The sequence below is a fragment of the Metabacillus dongyingensis genome (assembly GCF_019933155.2).
In the GTDB taxonomy this organism is placed as follows: Bacteria; Bacillota; Bacilli; order Bacillales; family Bacillaceae; genus Bacillus_P; species Bacillus_P dongyingensis.
In genome coordinates this window covers 591,748-612,412 of record NZ_CP082944.1, presented here as the reverse complement: position 1 = coordinate 612,412, position 20,665 = coordinate 591,748, and the positions used below count along the sequence as shown (strand labels likewise).

Annotated in this window: 19 protein-coding genes; 5 read left to right on the top strand and 14 right to left on the bottom strand. The window is 41.8% G+C overall.

Annotation, left to right across the window (positions count from 1 at the left end):
* Positions 1–19 precede the first annotated feature (19 nt).
* Complete coding sequence (gene treC / locus K8L98_RS03170; protein ID WP_223443111.1) at positions 20–1,705, bottom strand: alpha,alpha-phosphotrehalase; 1,686 nt, start codon at positions 1,703–1,705, stop codon at positions 20–22.
* A 67-nt stretch (positions 1,706–1,772) separates the two neighbouring features.
* On the bottom strand, positions 1,773–3,188 hold the full coding sequence (gene treP, locus K8L98_RS03165) for a PTS system trehalose-specific EIIBC component (RefSeq protein WP_223439634.1): 1,416 nt from the start codon (positions 3,186–3,188) through the stop codon (positions 1,773–1,775).
* Positions 3,189–4,283: 1,095 nt separating this feature from the next.
* Here treP and K8L98_RS03160 point away from each other — a divergent pair.
* The gene (locus tag K8L98_RS03160; protein ID WP_223439632.1) at positions 4,284–4,706 is read left to right on the top strand and encodes a DoxX family protein; all 423 of its coding nucleotides are present in this window, start codon (positions 4,284–4,286) and stop codon (positions 4,704–4,706) included.
* Between the two features lie 289 nt (positions 4,707–4,995).
* Here the strand turns inward: K8L98_RS03160 and K8L98_RS03155 are convergent, their stop codons facing one another.
* Together K8L98_RS03155 and K8L98_RS03150 are read right to left on the bottom strand one after the other, a co-directional pair.
* A complete protein-coding gene (locus K8L98_RS03155) occupies positions 4,996–6,360 on the bottom strand; it encodes an FAD-binding domain-containing protein (RefSeq protein ID WP_223439630.1) in 1,365 nt (454 codons plus the stop codon).
* Between the two features lie 26 nt (positions 6,361–6,386).
* Positions 6,387–6,758: a DnaJ family domain-containing protein gene (locus K8L98_RS03150; protein WP_223439628.1), complete on the bottom strand. Its 372-nt coding sequence runs from the start codon at positions 6,756–6,758 to the stop codon at positions 6,387–6,389.
* 165 nt (positions 6,759–6,923) lie between these two features.
* On the opposite strand from K8L98_RS03150, the gene K8L98_RS03145 reads away from it, so the two are divergent.
* Positions 6,924–7,322, top strand: a complete 399-nt coding sequence (locus tag K8L98_RS03145) for a hypothetical protein (protein WP_223439626.1) — start codon at positions 6,924–6,926, stop codon at positions 7,320–7,322.
* Positions 7,323–7,387: 65 nt separating this feature from the next.
* Here the strand turns inward: K8L98_RS03145 and K8L98_RS03140 are convergent, their stop codons facing one another.
* Complete coding sequence (locus tag K8L98_RS03140) at positions 7,388–8,182, bottom strand: VOC family protein (RefSeq protein ID WP_223439624.1); 795 nt, start codon at positions 8,180–8,182, stop codon at positions 7,388–7,390.
* A 183-nt stretch (positions 8,183–8,365) separates the two neighbouring features.
* On the opposite strand from K8L98_RS03140, the gene K8L98_RS03135 reads away from it, so the two are divergent.
* Entirely contained in the window at positions 8,366–9,637 is a 1,272-nt protein-coding gene (locus K8L98_RS03135; protein WP_223439621.1) for an MDR family MFS transporter, read from the top strand.
* 23 nt (positions 9,638–9,660) lie between these two features.
* On the opposite strand, the gene K8L98_RS03130 is transcribed toward K8L98_RS03135, so the two are convergent.
* Both K8L98_RS03130 and K8L98_RS03125 read right to left on the bottom strand, forming a co-directional pair.
* Positions 9,661–10,338: an MOSC domain-containing protein gene (locus K8L98_RS03130; protein WP_223439619.1), complete on the bottom strand. Its 678-nt coding sequence runs from the start codon at positions 10,336–10,338 to the stop codon at positions 9,661–9,663.
* A 1,257-nt stretch (positions 10,339–11,595) separates the two neighbouring features.
* Complete coding sequence (locus K8L98_RS03125) at positions 11,596–12,009, bottom strand: GNAT family N-acetyltransferase (protein WP_338037013.1); 414 nt, start codon at positions 12,007–12,009, stop codon at positions 11,596–11,598.
* Positions 12,010–12,086: 77 nt separating this feature from the next.
* On the opposite strand from K8L98_RS03125, the gene K8L98_RS03120 reads away from it, so the two are divergent.
* Complete coding sequence (locus K8L98_RS03120; RefSeq protein WP_223439614.1) at positions 12,087–12,359, top strand: acylphosphatase; 273 nt, start codon at positions 12,087–12,089, stop codon at positions 12,357–12,359.
* Between the two features lie 371 nt (positions 12,360–12,730).
* A complete protein-coding gene (locus K8L98_RS03115) occupies positions 12,731–12,886 on the top strand; it encodes a hypothetical protein (protein WP_223439611.1) in 156 nt (51 codons plus the stop codon).
* 199 nt (positions 12,887–13,085) lie between these two features.
* Here the strand turns inward: K8L98_RS03115 and K8L98_RS03110 are convergent, their stop codons facing one another.
* The 7 genes from K8L98_RS03110 to K8L98_RS03080 form a co-directional block, all read right to left on the bottom strand.
* A complete protein-coding gene (locus K8L98_RS03110; protein ID WP_223439609.1) occupies positions 13,086–14,543 on the bottom strand; it encodes an amino acid permease in 1,458 nt (485 codons plus the stop codon).
* A gap of 382 nt (positions 14,544–14,925) precedes the next feature.
* Complete coding sequence (locus tag K8L98_RS03105) at positions 14,926–16,197, bottom strand: peptidase (RefSeq protein WP_223439607.1); 1,272 nt, start codon at positions 16,195–16,197, stop codon at positions 14,926–14,928.
* 11 nt (positions 16,198–16,208) lie between these two features.
* The gene (locus K8L98_RS03100; protein ID WP_223439605.1) at positions 16,209–17,390 is read right to left on the bottom strand and encodes a thiolase family protein; all 1,182 of its coding nucleotides are present in this window, start codon (positions 17,388–17,390) and stop codon (positions 16,209–16,211) included.
* An 18-nt stretch (positions 17,391–17,408) separates the two neighbouring features.
* Complete coding sequence (locus K8L98_RS03095) at positions 17,409–18,071, bottom strand: 3-oxoacid CoA-transferase subunit B (RefSeq protein WP_223439603.1); 663 nt, start codon at positions 18,069–18,071, stop codon at positions 17,409–17,411.
* Positions 18,056–18,754, bottom strand: a complete 699-nt coding sequence (locus tag K8L98_RS03090; protein ID WP_223439601.1) for a CoA transferase subunit A — start codon at positions 18,752–18,754, stop codon at positions 18,056–18,058. The genes K8L98_RS03095 and K8L98_RS03090 overlap by 16 nt, the downstream gene beginning before the upstream one ends.
* A gap of 10 nt (positions 18,755–18,764) precedes the next feature.
* A complete protein-coding gene (locus K8L98_RS03085; RefSeq protein WP_223439599.1) occupies positions 18,765–20,132 on the bottom strand; it encodes an aspartate aminotransferase family protein in 1,368 nt (455 codons plus the stop codon).
* 291 nt (positions 20,133–20,423) lie between these two features.
* On the bottom strand, positions 20,424–20,654 hold the full coding sequence (locus K8L98_RS03080; protein ID WP_223439597.1) for a ferredoxin: 231 nt from the start codon (positions 20,652–20,654) through the stop codon (positions 20,424–20,426).
* Positions 20,655–20,665: the final 11 nt, after the last annotated feature.

Here is a 20,665-nt window from a genome sequence, read left to right as displayed (position 1 = left end):
CACCACTATTAGTTTACCATTACTTCTTAAGATGATAAACGACGGACTCAAACGGGCGCAATGTTACTTCTTTAAATGTCTGCGCAGAATCAGGATAGTTGGAGATAAGAATTTCACTGTTATATCCTTCTGCATCAATATGATCCGGCAAAGTAAATACTGTTTCCATTTCATAGAAGTTGTTGATGACCAGCAGCTTCTCTCCATCACCGTTTCGCACATAAGCAAACAGCTGGCTGTGATCTTCAAGGATCAGTTCATAATCGCCGTACGTGATTAAATCAATGTCTTTTCTAAGCTGAATCAGTTTTTGATAGTGATAAAAAACAGAATTTTCATCCTGAAGAGCATTCTGGGCATTGATTTCCGGATAATTGCTTGCAGGTTTGATCCAAGGTGTTCCTGTTGTAAACCCGGCATGCTTGGAATTATTCCATTGGACTGGTGTACGTGAGTTATCTCTCGATTTGCTTTTTAAAATCTCAATAATCTCTTCTTCTGACTTCCCTGCGTTTTTCAAAATTTCGAATGTATTCAGGCTTTCTACATCCCGATATTCATTGATGCTTTCGAATTTAGGATTAGTCATGCCAAACTCTTCCCCCTGATAAATATAAGGAGTTCCCTGCATCATGTGTATCGTTGTCGCAAGCATTTTAGCGGACTGGGTGCGGTATTCACCGTCATTTCCATATCTTGAAACAATCCGCGGCTGATCATGGTTGCACCAAAACAATGCGTTCCAGCCCCCGCCTTTGTGCATTTCCACCTGCCATGTTGAAAGAATTTGCTTAAGTGCACCAAAATCAAAATCTGCCAGTGCCCATTTCTCCCCGTTCGGATAATCCACTTTCAAATGATGAAAATTAAATGTCATGCTTAGTTCTTTGGATTCCGGATTTGAATACTCAATACAGTTTTCGATCGTCGTTGAAGACATTTCCCCAACTGTCATGCTGTCATATTTCGAGAAAACTTCCTTATTCATTTCTTTCATATATTCATGCACACGCGGACCGTCTGTGTAAAACTTGCGGCCGTCGCCAGGAGCTGTGCTTCCGTCATCATCCGGGAAATCCTGATTTTTTGAAATGAGGTTAATTACGTCAAGTCTAAAGCCGTCTACACCTTTTTCAAACCAGAATTGCATCATTTCATAGACTTTTCTGCGGACTTCTTCATTCTCCCAGTTCAAGTCAGCCTGAGTGACGTCAAACAGATGCAGATAGTATTCACCTGTTTTTTCATCCAGCTTCCAGGCTGAACCGCCGAATTTCGAAATCCAGTTAGTCGGTTCAGAGCCGTCTTCCTTTCCTTCTTTCCAAATATAGAAATCACGGTAAGGATTCTCTTTTGATGATTTTGCTTCCTTAAACCATGCGTGCTCAGTAGAAGTATGATTGACAACGATATCCATGATGATTTTAATCCCGCGATCGTGAGCCTCTTGCAACAGAGATTCAAAATCCTCCATCGTTCCATATTCCTCGTGAATGGAATAGTAGTCACTGATGTCATAACCGTTGTCTTTTTGAGGAGATTCATAAATTGGCGTCAGCCATACAACATCAACGCCGAGCTCTTTTAAGTAATCTAATTTTTCTATGATGCCCTGAATGTCGCCTACTCCATTCCCATTCGTATCATTAAAGCTTTTCGGATAAATTTGATAAACCGCTGATTTTTTCCACCAAGGCTGTTTCATTTTCATATGCACCACCATCTTTTAGATTTAAACGGCAAAAAGGACAATGGCTTGTCCTTTTTGTTTATTATTTTTTCTTCCAATTAAACTTGGCAAATACGTAAGTCAGTACGAATGGCACAACGATTGCGATGGCCATTCCGATAAAGAATGCCGTCCAGTATTCGGATTGGATCGATAAGAATCCAGGGATTCCCCCAACACCAATTGAAAATGCTTTTACATGATTGATTGTAATAAAGATACCTGCAATTGCAGAACCGATCATGGCAGCGATAAATGGATAGCGATATCTAAGATTCACACCAAACATAGCAGGCTCTGTAATACCAAGGTAAGCCGAGATTCCAGAAGTCAGAGCCAAACCTTTTTGTTTTTCATCTTTCACAATGCGCATCATGGCAAATGCTGCTGAACCCTGTGCGATGTTCGACAATGCAAGCATCGGCCAAAGGAATGTGCCTCCAGCACTTGCTACAAGCTGCAGGTCAACTGCAAGGAAAGTATGATGCATACCTGTTACAACAAGCAGTGAGTATAAGCCTCCATAGAGCAAACCGCCAAGAGCTGCAAAGTTATCAAAAATCGCAATAACACCGTCTGTAATGAAGTTTCCTGCTGCAAACGTAATTGGTCCAATTAAGATAAAAGCAGCAAAGCCAGTCACTAATAAGGTAATTGGGGCAACCACTAATAGCTTAATTGAATCAGGTACTCTTTTATTTAAAAAGACTTCAATTTTAGCCAGTAAATAAGAGGCAAACAAAACAGGAAGAACTTGCCCCTGATAGCCGATCTTTTCAATCTCGAGGCCGAATAAGTTCCACACCGGAACCTCCCCTTTAGCCTGGGCTTCACCATATGCCCATGCATTCAGAAGATCCGGATGCACGAGGATTAAACCAAGGACAATCCCAAGAAGCGGACTTCCTCCAAAGCGTTTCACAGCCGACCAGCCGATTAGAGCCGGGAGGAATGTAAACGCTGTATTCGCAATCAAGTTGATAATGCCTGATAAATCAGCCCATTGCGGATAAACTTCAATCAGAGATTTATCATCAAAGAAAATTCCCGAACCGCTCAGAATATTATTTATTCCCATTAATAAACCAGCCGTTACGATAGCCGGCAAAATCGGAATAAAAATATCAGCCAGCATTTTAACAGCTTTTTGAAGAGGATTCAAGTTGCTTGAAGCTGCATCTTTTACATCTTCTTTTGAAGACTCGCCCATTCCCGTTTGTTCTGCCATTTCCTTGTAAACTTTATCAACAAGACCTTGTCCAATCACAACCTGGAATTGTCCATTTGTTGAAAAAGAGCCTTTAACCATATCAATCTGTTCCAGTTTTTCTTTATCCACTTTGCCTTCATCTTTCAAGGCAAATCGTAAGCGAGTGACACAGTGTGTGGCTGCTGCAATGTTGTCCTTGCCGCCGACAGCATCAACGATATCGCGGACTTCCTGTTTGTTCACACTCATCTATTTCAACCTCCCGTAATCGTTTTCATTAATAACCTGGTATTGCCTAAAGAGTCAGCAATTTATATTCTTCTCACTCCTGTATATACAAGTTATAAGCATATTGTAGTCCTGTATATACATGTTGTCAACAAAAAAGAGTAATCGTTTTCATTTTTCTGGCTGCTTATTCTGTTATACAGGCTATTACCAAATCCCTCCGTTTTTGACATTCATGAATCTTGTGTTCACACACTTCATGTATCCATACCCTCTAACTCCTGCAAAAAAGCACTCTATTTAATATTTTTTCTGGATGCTTTGCATGATTTATAATGGGCTTTCCCTTTTTCTGACCGCTAATAGAACATTTATGACTGCCCAAGTCCATTTTCCGCAAACCAAAAAGTACGCTCTATTTATAAGGGATTCCGATTAGGGGAAAAAACAGCAAATAGCACTAAAAGGGGGATTATAGGCAGGTCTTATTATAAAAAACAAGAAGTTGTCTCAATTAATAAATCGTTTGAGGTGATTATCGATACTATCGACGCTTTGGGTTTAGAACATCAACTGAATTTGGTATATATGCATCCAAGAATAACCTTCCGCCTTCAGAAGAGTATTTAATGGCTGTGGAGTTAAGTAAAAACGGCTTGGAAAATATTTCAGGTGAAGTGGATTATTCGATGTATAATGCATTGAAACATTAATAGGCATATCAATCACAGACTAAGGTTAGATCGGCAATGATTCAAAGAAAGCTACACATTTAAATGAATTGGAAACTAAAGTAGGGATCTCACTAATGGGTGCTTTACTTTAAGAAGGAGTAAAGCTTGTTTGTTTAATTTAAGGGCAGGATTGTTGAATAAGTAATTATTAAAGAATCCAAAGAATACCTATAACTATTCCTTAAAAGTGAAGGGAGAATGTCTTTTGAACTTGAAACATATGAGCTCAGAAATAGCTATCTAAAGGATACGCCGAAGGGTTAGCCATTTAGGTATATGTGGTAACGTACGGAAGATTGTTCTTGTTGGGAGTAACTGTTTTTATGGCGACTCTGTCGTTCCAGCTTAGGATTAAAAACAAACAGTATCGAGGAGGAAACAAATGAGTAAGATAATCGGTGCGGAAACAACCGCGAGAGTAGAAACCCAGCCCCGAGGAAAAATGATTGCTTATTGGACATTCACATTACTACTCGCAGCAGCTGTTATGTTAAGTGGTATCGGGCAACTGATGCAATATGGGGGAAACCTCGAGTTAGTGACGAATCTTGGTTACCCATCATACGTCTTGACCATTCTCGGGATTTGGAAAGTGCTTGGAGCCATCGCTCTCGTGGTGCCAGGTTTTCCTCGGCTTAAAGAATGGGTTCATGCTGGTATCTTCTTTTTAATGACCGGTGCGGCTTTATCTCATGCGTTTGCCAACGATTTTGGTGATTACGGGTTTCATATTATCCTTCCGCTTTCATATGCTGCACTAAATATCGCCTCGTGGGCGCTGCGTCCGAAGAGCCGCAAACTTTAAGGAGGCGGTGAAATTAACGGCTGTCCCTTACTACCACCAATAGATTTCTACTACATAATTTTGGAGGGGGGTTGTGAAAATCGGGGACTTTAATAATGTAACTATAAAAAAATGTTATAAACTCAGTTCAAATAAGGACTGAGTTTTTTGGCGTGCAAAAAACTCCGCTTAAAGCGGTGCGATCTAATCTGCGAATCTTGGTGTTTTTTCTAGTGCTAAATAGGGTGTGATTGTGAGGATTCAAAACGGCCCCTTACCCTATTTAGCGTGGTTTTAAATCAGTCTCTTTTCACAAATCGAATTTCAATTGTTCATGATCAGAAGACTTTGAAGGACGTTCTGATATACCCGACTTGGTTTTCCTTGCAGCCTGATTCGCTTTTTTAATATCTACTATTGGCGCCTGATAATCCAGGCGAAAAAAACCTGGATAATGCCAAGGCTCCTGAATATGTTTAGCCGGAACATTCGAAAGACTTGGTAAGTATCTTTTAATAAAAACTCCGTCTGGATCTTCTTTTTTTCCTATTTTCACTGGATCCAGCACTTTCTCCGGCATCTTTTGAATCTGGTGAACATGAATGATGGGCTCATAGTCCAGAAAAAGGGAAGCTAGCCCATCCGAACATATTTTCACGTTCAGGGAAAGCGTATTGATTGCAAAAGACGCAAGCATACCCCGATATTTTGAGGGGATCCACCCGGTTTTATGAAGACAAATTACTGATGCATCTATCATGGGAATCCCAGTTTTCCCTTCAAACCATCTCAAAAACAAATCATCGCCTGCACCTTTTTCATCAGGAAAAGGCTGCAATTCAAAGAGATCTCCCTGCTCCATCAGCTTCCACCTTTCCTTAAGACGCTCCTGAAAAGATGTTAATTGTTTCACAAGAAACAAATTATCACAATTTTCTATCTTTATCGACGTTTTCTGGACAACTGTACGAAACGAAATGTTTCCCCATGCCAAATATGGCGAAAGCCTGCTTGATGAAACAGTTGATTGAAGCAGGTTAGAACCATGCTCTTCGTATAAGTGAAAACGTTCCTCCAAAAAAGTTTCAAGCGTTTCAAGCGCCTGCTGTTCACCGCCCTGCTGGCCAAATCTGATTGGTTCCCCACTGACAGGAAAAGCTTTAAGTTTTTCCGCCCCAATGAAAAAGCTTTCTGGAATGGTTTTTGGTACTTCGACACGCTCAGGGCGGCTGAGAGGCTCACTTCGACAAAAACCGTTCCATCTTTCCTGAAGTTTTCTTCCGCTGTTTTTTTCATTAATGGGATACTCCAAAAACCTGAGACCTCTGTCACTCATCCATTCTCTCACTCTTGTATTTCTGTCATGTACACGTTTCCCTGCTTTTTCTTCATGAGCATACAAAGTGAATGGGCCGTATGTTTTAAAGAGTGCAGAAAGCGCCTCTTCCATCTCCCCCATATAGGTGAATAATCTGCCGCCCCTATCTTCCAAAGCGCCCTGCAGTTCCTCTAAGCTTTCCCTGACAAACTGAAAGTGCCTTGCAGAATAGTCTTCCCCAGACCATATAGATGGTTCGGCTGCATACAGCGGGAGGACTTCCCCATATAGAGCTGCGTCAGCAAGCGGCTTATGATCAGCTATACGTAAATCACGTTTAAACCAGACGACGTTCATGAGAATCACTCCATCATCGATGTCTATTAGGACCATTTCGAAAAAATCTGATCTTTATAAAAAGCAGAAGCTCTTGAACTGAAGGTATTTCTTTTCTTTAGAACTTTATCAAGCTGAAATGCTTTCTCGTTCAGCTGCACCTGCAGCTTTTCTTTCTCCATTTCATCAGGACATTGGGCAATCAGCTGCTCTAACGTATGAATCGCTTTTTTCAGCTCGATGTCTTCATCCATCATATTCGCATTTTTCAGTATTTTATAGGATATTCGGAGTTCAGGCGGGATATGGGACAAATCCTCAAGCTCAAGAGGCTTTCCCATACCGGGAAGCTGTTTAAACTCACCATCTTTTATCGCCTGTTTAATTTTATCTTCTGAAAGAATCGTGAAAAAATCCATTTTTCTCCCTCCACTTAAAAATCCTTCTCTTACTTAGGTTATACAATCAGCTGCGTTATTCCTTCTTAAAATATAGATGTTTCATGACAAAGAATCAAACAAACGTTCTACAGCCGGGCTGTATAGCATATAGTTTAGAATCACACGAAAAACGGAGGCATCCATATGAGCGATTCAAAAACCTTTCAAATCCCTGAGGAAATGGTTGCACGATATGCTTCATTGAATGAAAAGGCGAAAAGGATTGAAGAGGAACTTGCAGAGATGAAAAAAATCTTCAATTCCTTTTTTGATCATGCGCACGGAAAGCTCTGCAAAGGGGAAGAGAGAATCGGTGATTATAAGATTCAGAGGCAAATCCGGCATTCAGAACAATATCATCCTGAGAAAACAGTCAAGGTTTTAGAAGACTTAAATTTAACTGATTGTATTATTTCAGTAAAACAGCCTGACAAGCAAAAAATTGATGCCGCCCTTACACTTGGAATGGTTTCAGAAGAAGAATTAAAAGACTGTTTGATTAAAAAAAGCTCTCAGGCTATTGTGGTTAAGCTTATTAAATAATGTTAAAGAAGATCAACCATTCTTTAATAAAAAATCCGCTTCCAGATAGAAAGGAAGCGGATTTTCTATTTAAACATACTGCCGCAAATTTGATAGTATGATTTAAAAACCGGCGGCTCGAATTCAACCAAATATGGACCTTCGCCTTTCTTCTCAAGCATTTGCTGAACGGTGCCCGCTCCGGATGCTTCTGTAAAAATGAGCTTAAAGGATGGAAGCTGGATGGCATAGCTTCTTGCACGCCACTCATCATTCACCGTTTCCTCTCCCCTTGGCAAATCAAAGTACTTTCTCCATTTGGTAACGGCGGAATTTAAATCTTTTACGATATAATGGACGGCTGAAATAGATACGTCGAGGTTTTGAGCCCCTAAAGCACCGTTCTTATGCAAGTCTTGCTTCCGTTCATCATCTGTCTGGTTCCATTGGATAAAAAAAGGCAGCGGACAGTCTTCATCGCTTTGTTGAATAAAGAGCATTCTCCATTCTAATAAAGTGCCATCCTCTCTTTTTCTGCTGGCATTTATGACTTCTCCTGTCTCAAGCCCTTTTTCTTCAAGCTTCTGTTTCACTTCTTCAATCCGCTCAGTCCGGATTGCAAGCTGCCCCAAGCCTTCAGCACGCTGCTTTAACAGCCGGTGAATAAGCGGATTATTTGCCGTATTTGCTTTCTCGCGGTCTTCAACAGCAAGAAACTCCAAGTAGGCCAGATCGCTGAAATAACATAGGCTGTTGTGAGACCCCCAGTTTTCATGACGTCCGCCCATAACAGCATGTAAATCCTGTTTTATGAACATATTTGCGGCTTCAAGTGGATGCCTGTCAACAAAATGAACAATGTGATCCAGTTTGAATTCCATAGATTCACTCCTTTTCTTCAAGCGGATAATTATTTCTATTATTCTATAAAATAAATCTAAAACGGTCTGTCATTAAAACCTATCATCTCTTAAAGGTATTCACAAGCATGAATGCGTTGCTCTTCTATTCTGCTGAGGAGTATCATAGAGAAGGTGTGATATTGAAAAAGCGAGGAAAACAGCATGAGACTTAGGGATTGGGATCGAAATTTAAAAATACGCTTATTTGGCGAAGCAATGATGAATATTACATATTGGATGTTTTTCCCCTTTTTGACGATTTATTTTGCTGAGGAATTCGGGAAGGAGCAGGCGGGATTTCTGCTTGTGTTTTCGCAGATTTTTTCTGTTATGGCGAATTTAATGGGAGGCTACTGCGCGGACCGGTTCGGAAGGAAGAAAATGATGGTGTTGTCTGCTGCCGGTCAGGGCCTGTCATTTCTTACGTTTGCTCTTTCCGTTTCACCATGGCTTGAAGCTCCGCTGCTTGGTTTTATCTGCTTTGCGCTTGCAGGAGTTTTCGGATCATTTTATTGGCCGGCAAGTCAGGCCATGATTGCAGATGTCGTAGAAGAAAAAGACCGAAGCAATGTGTTTGCCGTCTTCTACACGTCCCTCAATCTGGCCGTCGTCATTGGCCCGATTTTGGGTGCTATTTTCTATGTGAATTATTTTTTTGAATTATTGGTGTTTGCAGGATTCGTTTGTTTCTTGCTTGCAGGATTGCTTTTTCTATGGACGCGCGAAACCGCCCCTTTTGCTGGCAGCAAGCTTGGCAGCGGCTCCAAGTGGTATGAATTTCTTCTTCATCAGATTCGGGAGTACAAGATTATTTTTAAGGATAAAGCATTCCTGCTTTATATTGGTGCAGGCGTGCTTGCAGCTCAAACCTTTATGCAGCTTGATATGCTGATTCCTGTGTATACAAAAGAAACCGTGCATAATGAGCAGCTGTTCTCAATTGGAGAATGGTCCGTCTCTCTCGGGGGTGAGCAGGCTTTCGGGTTTCTGCTTTCAGAAAATGGCTTGCTTGTAGCCGTCCTGACAATTTCTGTAACTAAGTGGATGACGGCCTATAAAGAAAGGAACGTTTTTATTCTTTCCTCTATTTTATACGGAGTGTCGATCTTCCTCTTTGGACAGTTCAGCTTTATCTGGGGACTTATTTTTGCTATGGCGCTCTTTACATTTGCTGAACTGATGACGGCAGGTTTGCAGCAAAGCTTCATCTCAAAGCTTGCTCCTGAACACATGCGAGGACAATATTTTGCCGCAGCCAGTCTTCGATATACCGTAGGACGGACGATTGCCCCGCTTTCCATCCCGATGACAGTCTGGTTTGGTTTTCAATGGACGTTCGCCATTTTCGGGATCCTTGCATTCGGAAGTGCGCTGCTCTACTGGCTGATGTTTTCGGTTTATGAGAAAAGAAGTACAGCTGGCACACGGATTTAAGTCCGTGTGCTTTTTACTGTACTCTAAAGTCTTTTTTCAAAAGAGGATCTCCAGCTGTCTGACAATGCTTTTACTTCAAGGATCCTCATTATAGCCTGCGTATTTTGTTTATCGTGGTATTTTATATGGTTAGCAGCCGCAATGGAAACACCGTTTGCTTGTGATTCAATCAGCTCCAGTGCATCTTCTTTGCTGACTTTTCCTTCTTTCAAAACACGAAAATAAAAGCCGGTAAACATCGTATTTTGAACTTGAACCGGCAAATCATTCACCTGGTGTTTCATAGCAAGCTTAAAGCACGGCTGTCGCGGCTGGCTTACTTCTACTATAGCTTCTCCAAGCTGATAGACATCGCCAATATATACATCTTCCTCCGTCAGCCTTCTGACTGTAAGATTTTCTCCGAAAGCTCCCGGCTCTAATCGTATACTCAAGGCATTTTCCCAGAAAGAATAATGATCATACGAATACACGCAAACTGCTTTGTCCTCTCCTCCGTGATGTACGAGATCTGCCTGGCCATCTCCTTCAAAATTCGTTTTTGAGAGGAAAAGCTGACGATCAACAGGCTCCTTATATATTCCCGTTTCAATTTCACGTCCATTATATAAAACCTTCCTTGGCTGGCCAACATTCAGTGATTCCAATGCATATTTTTTACTTTTCACGGCGTCCCCATCCTGTCTTAGACTATTTATCATTATTTTCCCACAAAAATGGTGCAAGCAACATAAAAGTTGTTGTTATTTTAGCGCCTTGAGAATAGGGCTGTTTCGGGTTAGGGGTATCATTCCCGCTCTATGAGTATCCAAAATCCTGATTTTGAGGGGTTTGGGGAATCAACCGCCCTCTTTGAGTATTCAACATCCTGATTTTGAGGGGTTTGGGGAATCAAACAACCTCTTTGAGTATCCAACATCCTGATTTTGCCGATTTTGGTGAATCAAACAACCTCTTTGAGTATCCAACATCCTGATTTTGCCGATTTTGGTGAATCAAATAACCTCTTTGAGTATCCAACATCCTGATTTTGCGGCTTTTGGGGAATCAAATAACCTCTTTGAGTATCCAACATCCTGATTTTGCCGATTTTGGTGAATCAAATAACCTCTTTGAGTATCCAACATCCTGATTTTGCGGCTTTTGGGGAATCAAATAACCTCTTTGAGTATCCAACATCCTGATTTTGCCGATTTTGGGGAATCATACGCACTCTTTGAGTATCCAACATCCTGATTTTGCCGGTTTTGGGGAATCAAACAACCTCTTTGAGTATCCAACATCCTGATTTTGCCGGTTTTGGGGAATCAAACAACCTCTTTGAGTATCCAAAATCCTGATTTTGCGGGGGTTGGGGAATCAAACAACCTCTTTGAGTATCCAACATCCTGATTTTGCGGCTTTTAGGGAATCAAATAACCTCTTTGAGTATCCAACATCCTGACTTTGCCGGTTTTGGGGAATCAAACAACCTCTTTGAGTATTCAACATCCTGATTTTGCGGGGGTTGGGGAATCAAACAACCTCTTTGAGTATCCAACATCCTGATTTTGCGGATTTTGGGGAATCATACGCCCTCTTTGAGTATCCAACATCCTGATTTTGCGGGGTTTGGGGAATCAAACAACCTCTTTGAGTATCCAGCATCCTGATTTTGCGGATTACATAAGTGCCGTCATTCGAAAATTAGGGGTGAAGCATCGAGCAGAGGCTGTGGCTGTCGGACTAAGAAAAGGAATGATACATTAAGCAGAAAAGCCCGTTGCATTTATTGGCATACGGGCTGATATTTTTATAGGCCCTTTTCTAAAAGCTTCGTTGCTTTTCAAGTTGTTTTAAGTACGCTCAAATTTTTTCAGGGTGAGTTTTGAGCGATTTTATTAGAAAGCAACTCGATACTTTACTAATAGACGTAAAAGAGTCTACTTATGAAAACCAACAATCTATGCGAACACTTTTTATAAGAGCGGCCTCCTCATGCACTCATCCATTTCAAAGTCAAACTGCCGATAAAGCCCGTGAGCATCCTTTGTAGCTAATCCCATTTTAGTATGCACTATGTCCGGATGTGAGATTATACATTCAACGAGCTTTTTTCCGAGGCCTTTTCCTCTGAATTCCTGATCAATGATCACGTCCATAATCCACGAAAAAACCGCCTGATCTGTAATGACTCTGGCAAAACCTATTTGCCTGCCATCTTTATCATACATTCCAAAGCACAAGGAGTGTTGGATGCTTTTTTCGATGATTTCTCTAGAGCGGCCTGCTGCCCAATACGCTCCGCTGATCCATGCTTCTATTTTTCCCATTTGAAGCAGTGTTTTATCATCTGATACGATGTATCCTTCTTTCTCCCATTTCAACTGCATCATCTCCTTTGTGACACTTATATTTTGATTATAATAAGAAAACAACGGGAAAAGGCAAAAAAGGAGGCGATTTTAGGATGAAAACATTACATATAATCGTAACTGGCAGAGTACAAGGAGTCGGATTCCGTTTTTACACCCAAACGTCAGCTGCGGAAAACGAACTGACAGGCTGGGTGAAAAATAGAGAAGACGGGTCGGTGGAAATCATGGCTCAAGGACAAAGCGGGCATTTAGAAGTTTTTCTGAATGCTTTAAAAAAAGGGAATCGATATTCCAAAGCAGAAAACGTTTCTGTAACAGAGAAACGTGATTCTGAGAGGTTTGCTGCATTTGAAATATTGTATTAAAAAGCATGCTGATGGGGCTGTGAGTACAGATAATTTTAACGAAAACAGGCACATCGACACATTAAATGTGTTCTTTTTTAAACAGTACTACTGTGATAGATGTTTACTTTCCATTTTCACCATTTTACTCGCCAATTTCTTTAAGATACTTTCATAAATTCAGCATTCACTTCCCTTTTTCCAGAAAACCCCCAATTCAGGCGTTTTCTCTCGGGTACAATTCAAATAACCAGGTGTCCGTGCATATGCTCTTCTTCCATTTACACCGTTAGGAATCAACCGTAATTTCCTTTTGTTCAAACTCATCATTTTTTCCCTTATTTTTGAGCATATTAAAGATGATTAAATATGAAAGCGAGATGGATTAAAGAATGTCTAAACAAGGTATGCATAATAATAATCAGACAAGAGATCAAATCGAGAAACAGGATCTGAGAAATGATGTTGAATCAGGAAACGAATATTCTATCGGTAATTCTAGTTCACAGAGCCAAAAAAAAAGCGGACGTCAAGTAAATAAAAAATAGCTTTATTCTTTTATATTTATGTTTGTTAAGGAAACATACGAAAACAAAAGAACGCACATATAATCAAATATGTGTGTTCTTTATTAAAGCTTGATATTAAATCCTTCTCAATCTAAATAAAAGAACCTGAGTCCCGCAGGGACCTCAGGTTACTTGATATCATTTTTTTCTATCTGCTGCTTGACTCTATTTATATGTCCTAAAGTGATTTTTCAAAATGGCAATCTTTCAATGAAATTATTTTGGTCTTATGAAAAACCTTATACCCCAGCCAAATCGCTAGAAATAATGGTAAACCAATGTAGGAAACTGCGACCCCATACCAGTCAATACTGCCGCTTAAATACGCCTCGTAATTCTGCCCTGCAATGACAATCATGCAAAGGATAAATGAAAGAATCGGACCGAGCGGAAACCATTTTGCTTTGTATTTTAACTCGTTTAAGTCACCGCCCTGTGCTATGTACGCACGTCTAAAACGATAATGGCTGACGGCAATTCCAATCCAAGCGATAAATCCCGTTAATCCTGAAGCATTTAATAGCCATGTAAATACATGATCCCCAAAAACAGACGTTAAAAAAGCCAGTCCTCCAATTAAAGTCGTGATAATCAAAGCATTCATAGGGATTCCCCTGCGATTAACTTTTGCCAGAAACTTTGGAGCCTGATTATCTTTTGCCATCGACCATAACATCCGAGTTGATGCATAAAGCCCCGAGTTTCCTGCAGATAGTAATGATGTTAAAACAACAGCATTCATGACAGAAGCTGCAAACGCAAGTCCTGCCCGTTCAAAAACGAGCGTGAAAGGGCTTACAGAAATGTTTTCTAAATCCCCGCTTAATAAACTTGGACTCGTATATGGAATTAACAAGCCAAGTATCAAAATGGCTCCGATGTAAAACAATAAGATGCGCCAAAATACTTGGCGAATCGCATTCGGAACATTTTTTTCAGGATTCTCACTTTCGCCAGCAGCAATACCAACCAGTTCTGTACCTTGAAAAGAAAATCCGGCGATAAGAAAGATGCTAATAATCGATAAAAATCCTCCCTTGAAAGGAGCCTCACCCTTGGTAAAGTTTTCAAATCCAATCATATCTCCGCCGAAAATTCCCAAAATTGTCAATAATCCAATAATGATAAAAACAATGATGGCCACGACTTTTATTAGGGCAAACCAATATTCTGATTCACCATAACTTCTAATGGATAGAGCGTTCAGTATAAAGATGAGACCAAGGAACAATGCACTCCAAATAATGCTTGGCACTTCAGGGAGCCAGAATTTCATAATGATAGCTGCCGCAGCTATTTCCACCGCAAGGGTGACCGCCCAGTTAAACCAATAATTCCAGCCAAGCGCAAAACCAAATGCGGGATCTACAAAACGTGTAGCATAGGTGGAAAAGGATCCCGATACAGGCATATATGTCGCCATTTCTCCCAAGCTAGTCATAAGAAAATAAACCATAATTCCTATGCATGCATATGCAGTGAGAGAACCGCCAGGTCCTGCACTTTGGATGGTTGCACCGCTTGCCAAAAATAAGCCAGTTCCGATAGAACCTCCAATCGCGATCATAGACATATGCCTTGCTTTCAATTTTCTTTTAACTGTCGGTTCCTGATTTTCAATGAGATTCATGTCCATTTAGTTCCCACCTACTATTCATTTGAATTTTAAATTTTCAGAAATAATAAAAGAGAATTGTCTAACAGCAGATAGTAGATTCATATCTATTCTAACTTAAGAACCTGATTCGTTCCACTACCCAAATGGAAGCTTCACTTTACTGGATTTATAAGGAAACGGGGATTAGACATCAAATCTCATAACTTTTTTTTCTATCCGTCTTGTGTAAATTATAAAGGGTTGATCTTCAATTTCTATCAATGTCTCGTTCAATTGGTACGACATTCCTTACTCCCTGCTTGAATTTTCACTAAACATTATTCCAGCAGGCAACTCCCAATTTACGGTTTCGTTTGTTCCGTGTACATTTTCAGACTCACATCATTCGCAAATCGGTTTTTTACTCCCCTTCAATACCACACCATTGAATTAAAGTAAGGGCAATAATCTCCGCTGTCGTAAACACGTTATCTAGTAAGATGTATTCATTTGGATAATGGGCAGCCTCTGTTGCTCCAGGACCAAAGACGATTGCAGGCGTTTCACCGACATGAGTCAGCAATCCTCCATCAGTCCCCCACGGAGAAGCTTCAATGACCGGATCCTGTCCAGCAACTTGCCGATATTGATGGACGAGCGTATTCATCAGTTCATGTTCTGCGTCGATTGCCCCAGGTACCCAGCGTGCTCCGAACCATTCTAAAACGGGAGCATGCTCCTTAAACCATTCGTCAACTTCTTTTAGCTGTAACAGCCATTCAGCCATTTCGTTCTTCGCCTGCTCCATCGTTTCCTCCGGCGCAACACCCATTCTCCCTTCAATTTTCACAAGGTCGGGAACGGAGGAAGGCCAATTACCGCCTTCAATAACCCCTACATTGATAGGAATCGGGATAGGTGTGTTCTGATAAAGCGGATCACTGATGCGTGCATTTCGCTTTTCTTCCAGAGCACGAATGTGATTTATTACGGTCATACTCTTTTCAATGGCGCTGACTCCTTCATACCTTGTTCCGCCATGGGCTGACCGGCCTTTTACCAGAATACGGAACCACATCGAACCCTGCTGTTTGGGAAAAATCCTCATATTTGTCGGTTCAGGGATAAGGGCAGCATCGGCTTTGTATCCCTTCAAAATGGCTGCTAAAGTTCCGGCTCCGCCGCTTTCTTCTTCAATCACACTTTGAAAAATCACATCTCCCTTTAAATGGATGCCACTTTCCTGTAACGCCTGCATTGCCAGAATAAGGGATACATTGCCTCCTTTCATATCTGTTACGCCACGTCCAAACATTTTTCCATCCCTGATAGCTCCGCTGTATGGATCGTCATCCCACTGTTCCCGATCACCATCTGGAACCACATCGATGTGTCCGTTCAAGATAATGGAGCGGCCTCCTCCGGATCCTTTCATAATTCCCGCCACATTAGGGCTGTTTGAAAAATCGCTGCGAGGAGAATAGAAATAAGAATGCTTTTTCAGTTCCTCACCGTCAGGCTCCCAAATATCAACCTGCAGACCCATTTCCTTTAGTTTTTGGGCGACGATATCCTGCGCCGCGGCTTCATTTCCTTGCGTACTGGGGGCTTGTACCAATCGTTGCAATAAGTCCGTTCCTTCTTCCCGGTGATCCTTGATCCATTGGTGAATGCGTTTTTTAATATCTGGCACTTTTATCCTCCTTATATGCACATATTCTCATAGATAACTGAAAGTCCCATTCCGCCTGCCATACATAACGTTACCATTCCGTACTTAACCTGAGAACGCAGCATTTCATGCATCAATGTGACTGTCAATTTTGCACCTGTTGCTCCTACAGGGTGACCAAGTGCAATTGCCCCTCCATTGACATTGACGATATCCGGATTCAAATCTAACTCCTTGATCACCGCAAGTGCTTGAGCAGCAAAGGCTTCATTAAGTTCAACCAGGCCGATATCCTCTAACAATAGTCCTGCTTTAGCCAATGCTTTTCGAGTCGCTGGTACGGGTCCGATCCCCATAACTCCCGGTTCAACACCTGCACTGGCGAAAGCCTTGATTTTCAGGAGCGATCTTAATCCCATTTCTTCTGCTTGCTGCTTGGACATTAAAAGTACAGCTGCTGCTCCATCATTCATGGGACAGGCATTACCTGCCGTAATGGTTCCTTCATTTTTGAATACTGCAGGAAGGCCTGCTAGTTGATCCAGATGAATGTCCTCACGAACCGCTTCGTCTTGGCTGAAGATATGAAGACCTTTTCGATCCTTGATTTTCAGCGGAATAATTTCTTGATCAAAGCGACCTTCTGCCCCAGCTTTCCAGGCCTTCTTGTGGCTTTGATAAGCAAATTGATCCTGTTCCTCGCGACGGATACCGTATTGTTCAGCCAGACGTTCAGCTGTTATTCCCATATGCTCATTCTCTAAGGAGCATATTAATCCATCTGCCAGCAGAGCATCCTCCATCGTTACGTTTCCAAATTTACCGCCCCATCTATTTTTCACGATATAAGGTACATTGCTCATGCTCTCCACTCCGCCGGCGATGATTACGTCTTCTTGTCCAGCAGCGATAGTTAGAGCCGCACTGGTAATGGCCTTTAAACCTGATCCGCATGCTTTGATTACAATGTGACCAGGGATATTTTGCGGGAAACCAGCCATCTGCGATGAAATCCGGGCAGAGTTAAGACCGCCTCCATGAACATAGCCATGTCCAAAGATCACTTCATCGACCTTTTCTTTACCTACCCCAGACTTTTCCATTAAGCCTTCTAATACTTGACGGCCCAATTCGGCAGCATTAACATTCCGGAGTGATTTCCCAAATGATCCGACTGCCGTTCGCGCTCCAGCAACGATGACAACCTCATTCATGCTTCTGCCTCCTCTCAGCTATTCAATGCTGTTGACAACAGCCGGGATTTTAAGCGTCGCCTCTGTATTCGCAATCACTTCATCCACTGTATAAGGTGCCATAACTTCCTTCAGCACCAATCCCTCTTTTTTAACTTCCATGACAGCCATATCGGTAATGATTAAATCTACACTTCGTCTTGCGGTTAAAGGAAGAGTGCATTCCTTTAATATCTTTGATTCACCCTGCTTATTCACGTGATTCATCAAGACAATCACCTTTTTGGCTTTTTGGGCCAGCTCCATTGCTCCGCCCATTCCCGGTACCCGTTTGCCTGGGACAATCCAGTTGGCCAAATCCCCTTTTTCACTCACTTCCAATGCACCAAGGATGGTAATGTCGATATATCCTCGACGAATCATGCCAAATGCAGTTGCACTGTCAAAGTAAGAAGCCCCTGTTACGGTCGTAATCGGGAACCCGCCTGCGTTACAGAGAGCAGGATCTTCTTGCCCTGGATTCGGACTGGGACCTGTACCAAGGACACCGTTTTCCGCATGGAACAGCACATGGATATCTTGAGGTAAATGATCGGCCACTAAGGTTGGAATGCCAATACCTAAATTGACGATTAATCCATCATGGATTTCCTTGGCAGCGCGTTTGGCGATGCGATTTCGTACATCTACTCCCATGCCCATTTCCAATTCACTCCTTTTGTCGGAATTACCATATCTACATAAATACCTGGAGTGGCAATACACTCCGGATCCAATTCGCCTGCCGGAACAATTTCTTCGACTTCTGCAATGGTAAAGGCCCCTGCCATCGCTGCCAGCGGATTGAAGTTGCGGGCACTCTTGTCATACACCAGATTTCCAAGCGGATCTGCCTTTTTGGCATAGACAACACTCACTTCCGAGGTTAAAGCCGTTTCAATCAAATACTCCTTTCCGTCGATTACGATTTTGTCCTTGCCTTCTTCAGCTATCGTGCCAATTCCGATATCGACAAAAATCCCGCCCAAGCCTACTCCGCCTGCACGAATCCTTTCAGCTAATGTCCCTTGCGGAGAGAATTCTACTTCCAGCTTTCCTTCATTCATGAGCCGGCCCGCATTAGGATTGGATCCGATGTGAGAGGCGATGACCTTTTTTGCTCTTTCATCAGACACCAGCCGGCCAATTCCGATATCAGGGAATCCTGCATCATTGCCAATCAAAGTCAGTTCCTTAACACCCTTGTTCAGGATGCCCTGTATGAGTGTTGGCGGAGTCCCCACTCCCCCAAACCCGCCATACATGAGTGTACATCCATCGTTGATATGCTTGAGTGCTTCTTCTATGGTTACAATTTTGTTTTTTTTCGCAATGGCTTGCTTCATATCGTTCCTCCTAAATAGCCTGCATGTTCTCTATCAGGCCTTCCGCGTGCAATTCATGCTGTAATTCCTCAATTGATGCTTCCAGCATCTTTACAAGGCGGTCAATTTCTTCATTTGAAATAACCAGCGGCGGAGAAATAATAACCGCATCGCCCTCGATTCCCTCGATAGCACCAGAAGCGGGATAGATCAGCAATCCCTTCTCAAATGCTTTATTTACGATCCTTGTGGTTATGCCATTTTGCAAGCGGAATGACTTTTTTGATATTCTATTGGAAACAAACTCAAGTCCCAGAAGAAGCCCTTTTCCCCGCACATCACCAATGATGTCAAATCTCTCAGCAAGTCCATGTAATTGCTGCAATAGGTATTGTCCTTTCTCTTCCGCTTCCTGAACCAAATTCTTTCGCTCAATGTAATTAAGAACTTCTAAGGAAACAGCAGCAGATAGTGGATTTGCACTATACGTGTGTCCAGCCATGATTGATTTTGAGCCTTTTAAAATGGGTTCCATAACACGATCACTAACCAAAGTGGCAGCCATCGGAGTATAGCCAGCGCTCATTCCTTTACCCAATGCAATGATATCCGGGGTTACGCCCCAGTGTTCCATGGCAAACATTTTTCCCGTACGTCCGATTCCTGTCATAACTTCATCAGCAATAAAAAGAATGTCATAACGTTCGCATATTTCCTTAATCCTTTGATAATATCCGTCAGGCGGTGTAACAGCACCTGCGGATGCCCCGATAATTGGTTCGGCAATGAATGCGGCAATATTCTCAGATCCAATTCTTTGAATGGCCGTCTCCAATTCATTTGCACACTGCAGCCTGCAGCTAGAAGGCTCACTATTATAAGGACATCGATAACAATACGGAGCAGAGATACCAGGAAAATCCTCTAATAGCGGAACAAAACGTTTTCTTCTTAACACATGACCGGACATTGATAAAGCACCCATCGTAATCCCGTGATAACTCGTCCAGCGGGAGACGATGCGATTTTTCCGCTCATATCCTTTTTCTTGCCAATGCTGAATCGCTATCTTCATCGCCGTTTCCGTCGCTTCAGATCCGCTGTTTACAAAAAACGTCCAATTTAAGTCTCCTGGAGCTAACTCACTTAACTTTTGTGCTAATGTCTCTGCGGCTTCACTTGTGAAATGAGATCTATATGCAAAAGAAACTTTGCTTGCCTGCTCCGTCATGGCATCAACAACCTCTAATACTCCATGACCAATACTTGCTGTAACCGCACCTGATGATCCGTCGATGTATTGATTTCCATCCATGTCATAAAGATATATTCCACTCCCATGAGAGACGGTGGGATAGTTATGATCTAGAATAGGCTTAATCAAATGACTCCGCTTCATTTCATCTCTCCTTTTTTAAGTTTCTTGCCCACTGCCCTTTTTCTATGAGTCAGTTAACCTATTAATTTGAATATATAAAAGGAACAACAATTTAGATTTCCACTGTCCATTCCCTGCATTCCGTACATTCGTACAATTTGTTTTAGAAGCTGGTAATACCATATATTATTATCTATGAAGTTCAAGGGTAAATGAGGTGTGAGTGTACGTCCAAATCAACTTAATCTATTGGAAAAATCCGATTAAATAAATGAAAGAATAAATGGCAAATTTGAATCTATGAAACCGAGTTTACCTATTAAAAGGTTCATCCTGAATGAGAATTGATTCTGTAGGACAGCCTTCCATTGCTTCATTCATATCATCATGAAGAATCTCCGGAATTTCGGCACTCCCCTGATTTTCGTCCAAGACAACGAAAGCAAGGCCCTGTTCATCAAAGTCATAAATATCTGGTGCTGTTCCACCGCATGCTCCACAGGCAATACAAGTATCTTTATCTACCCATGTGTATTTAGCCAATAAAATTTCCT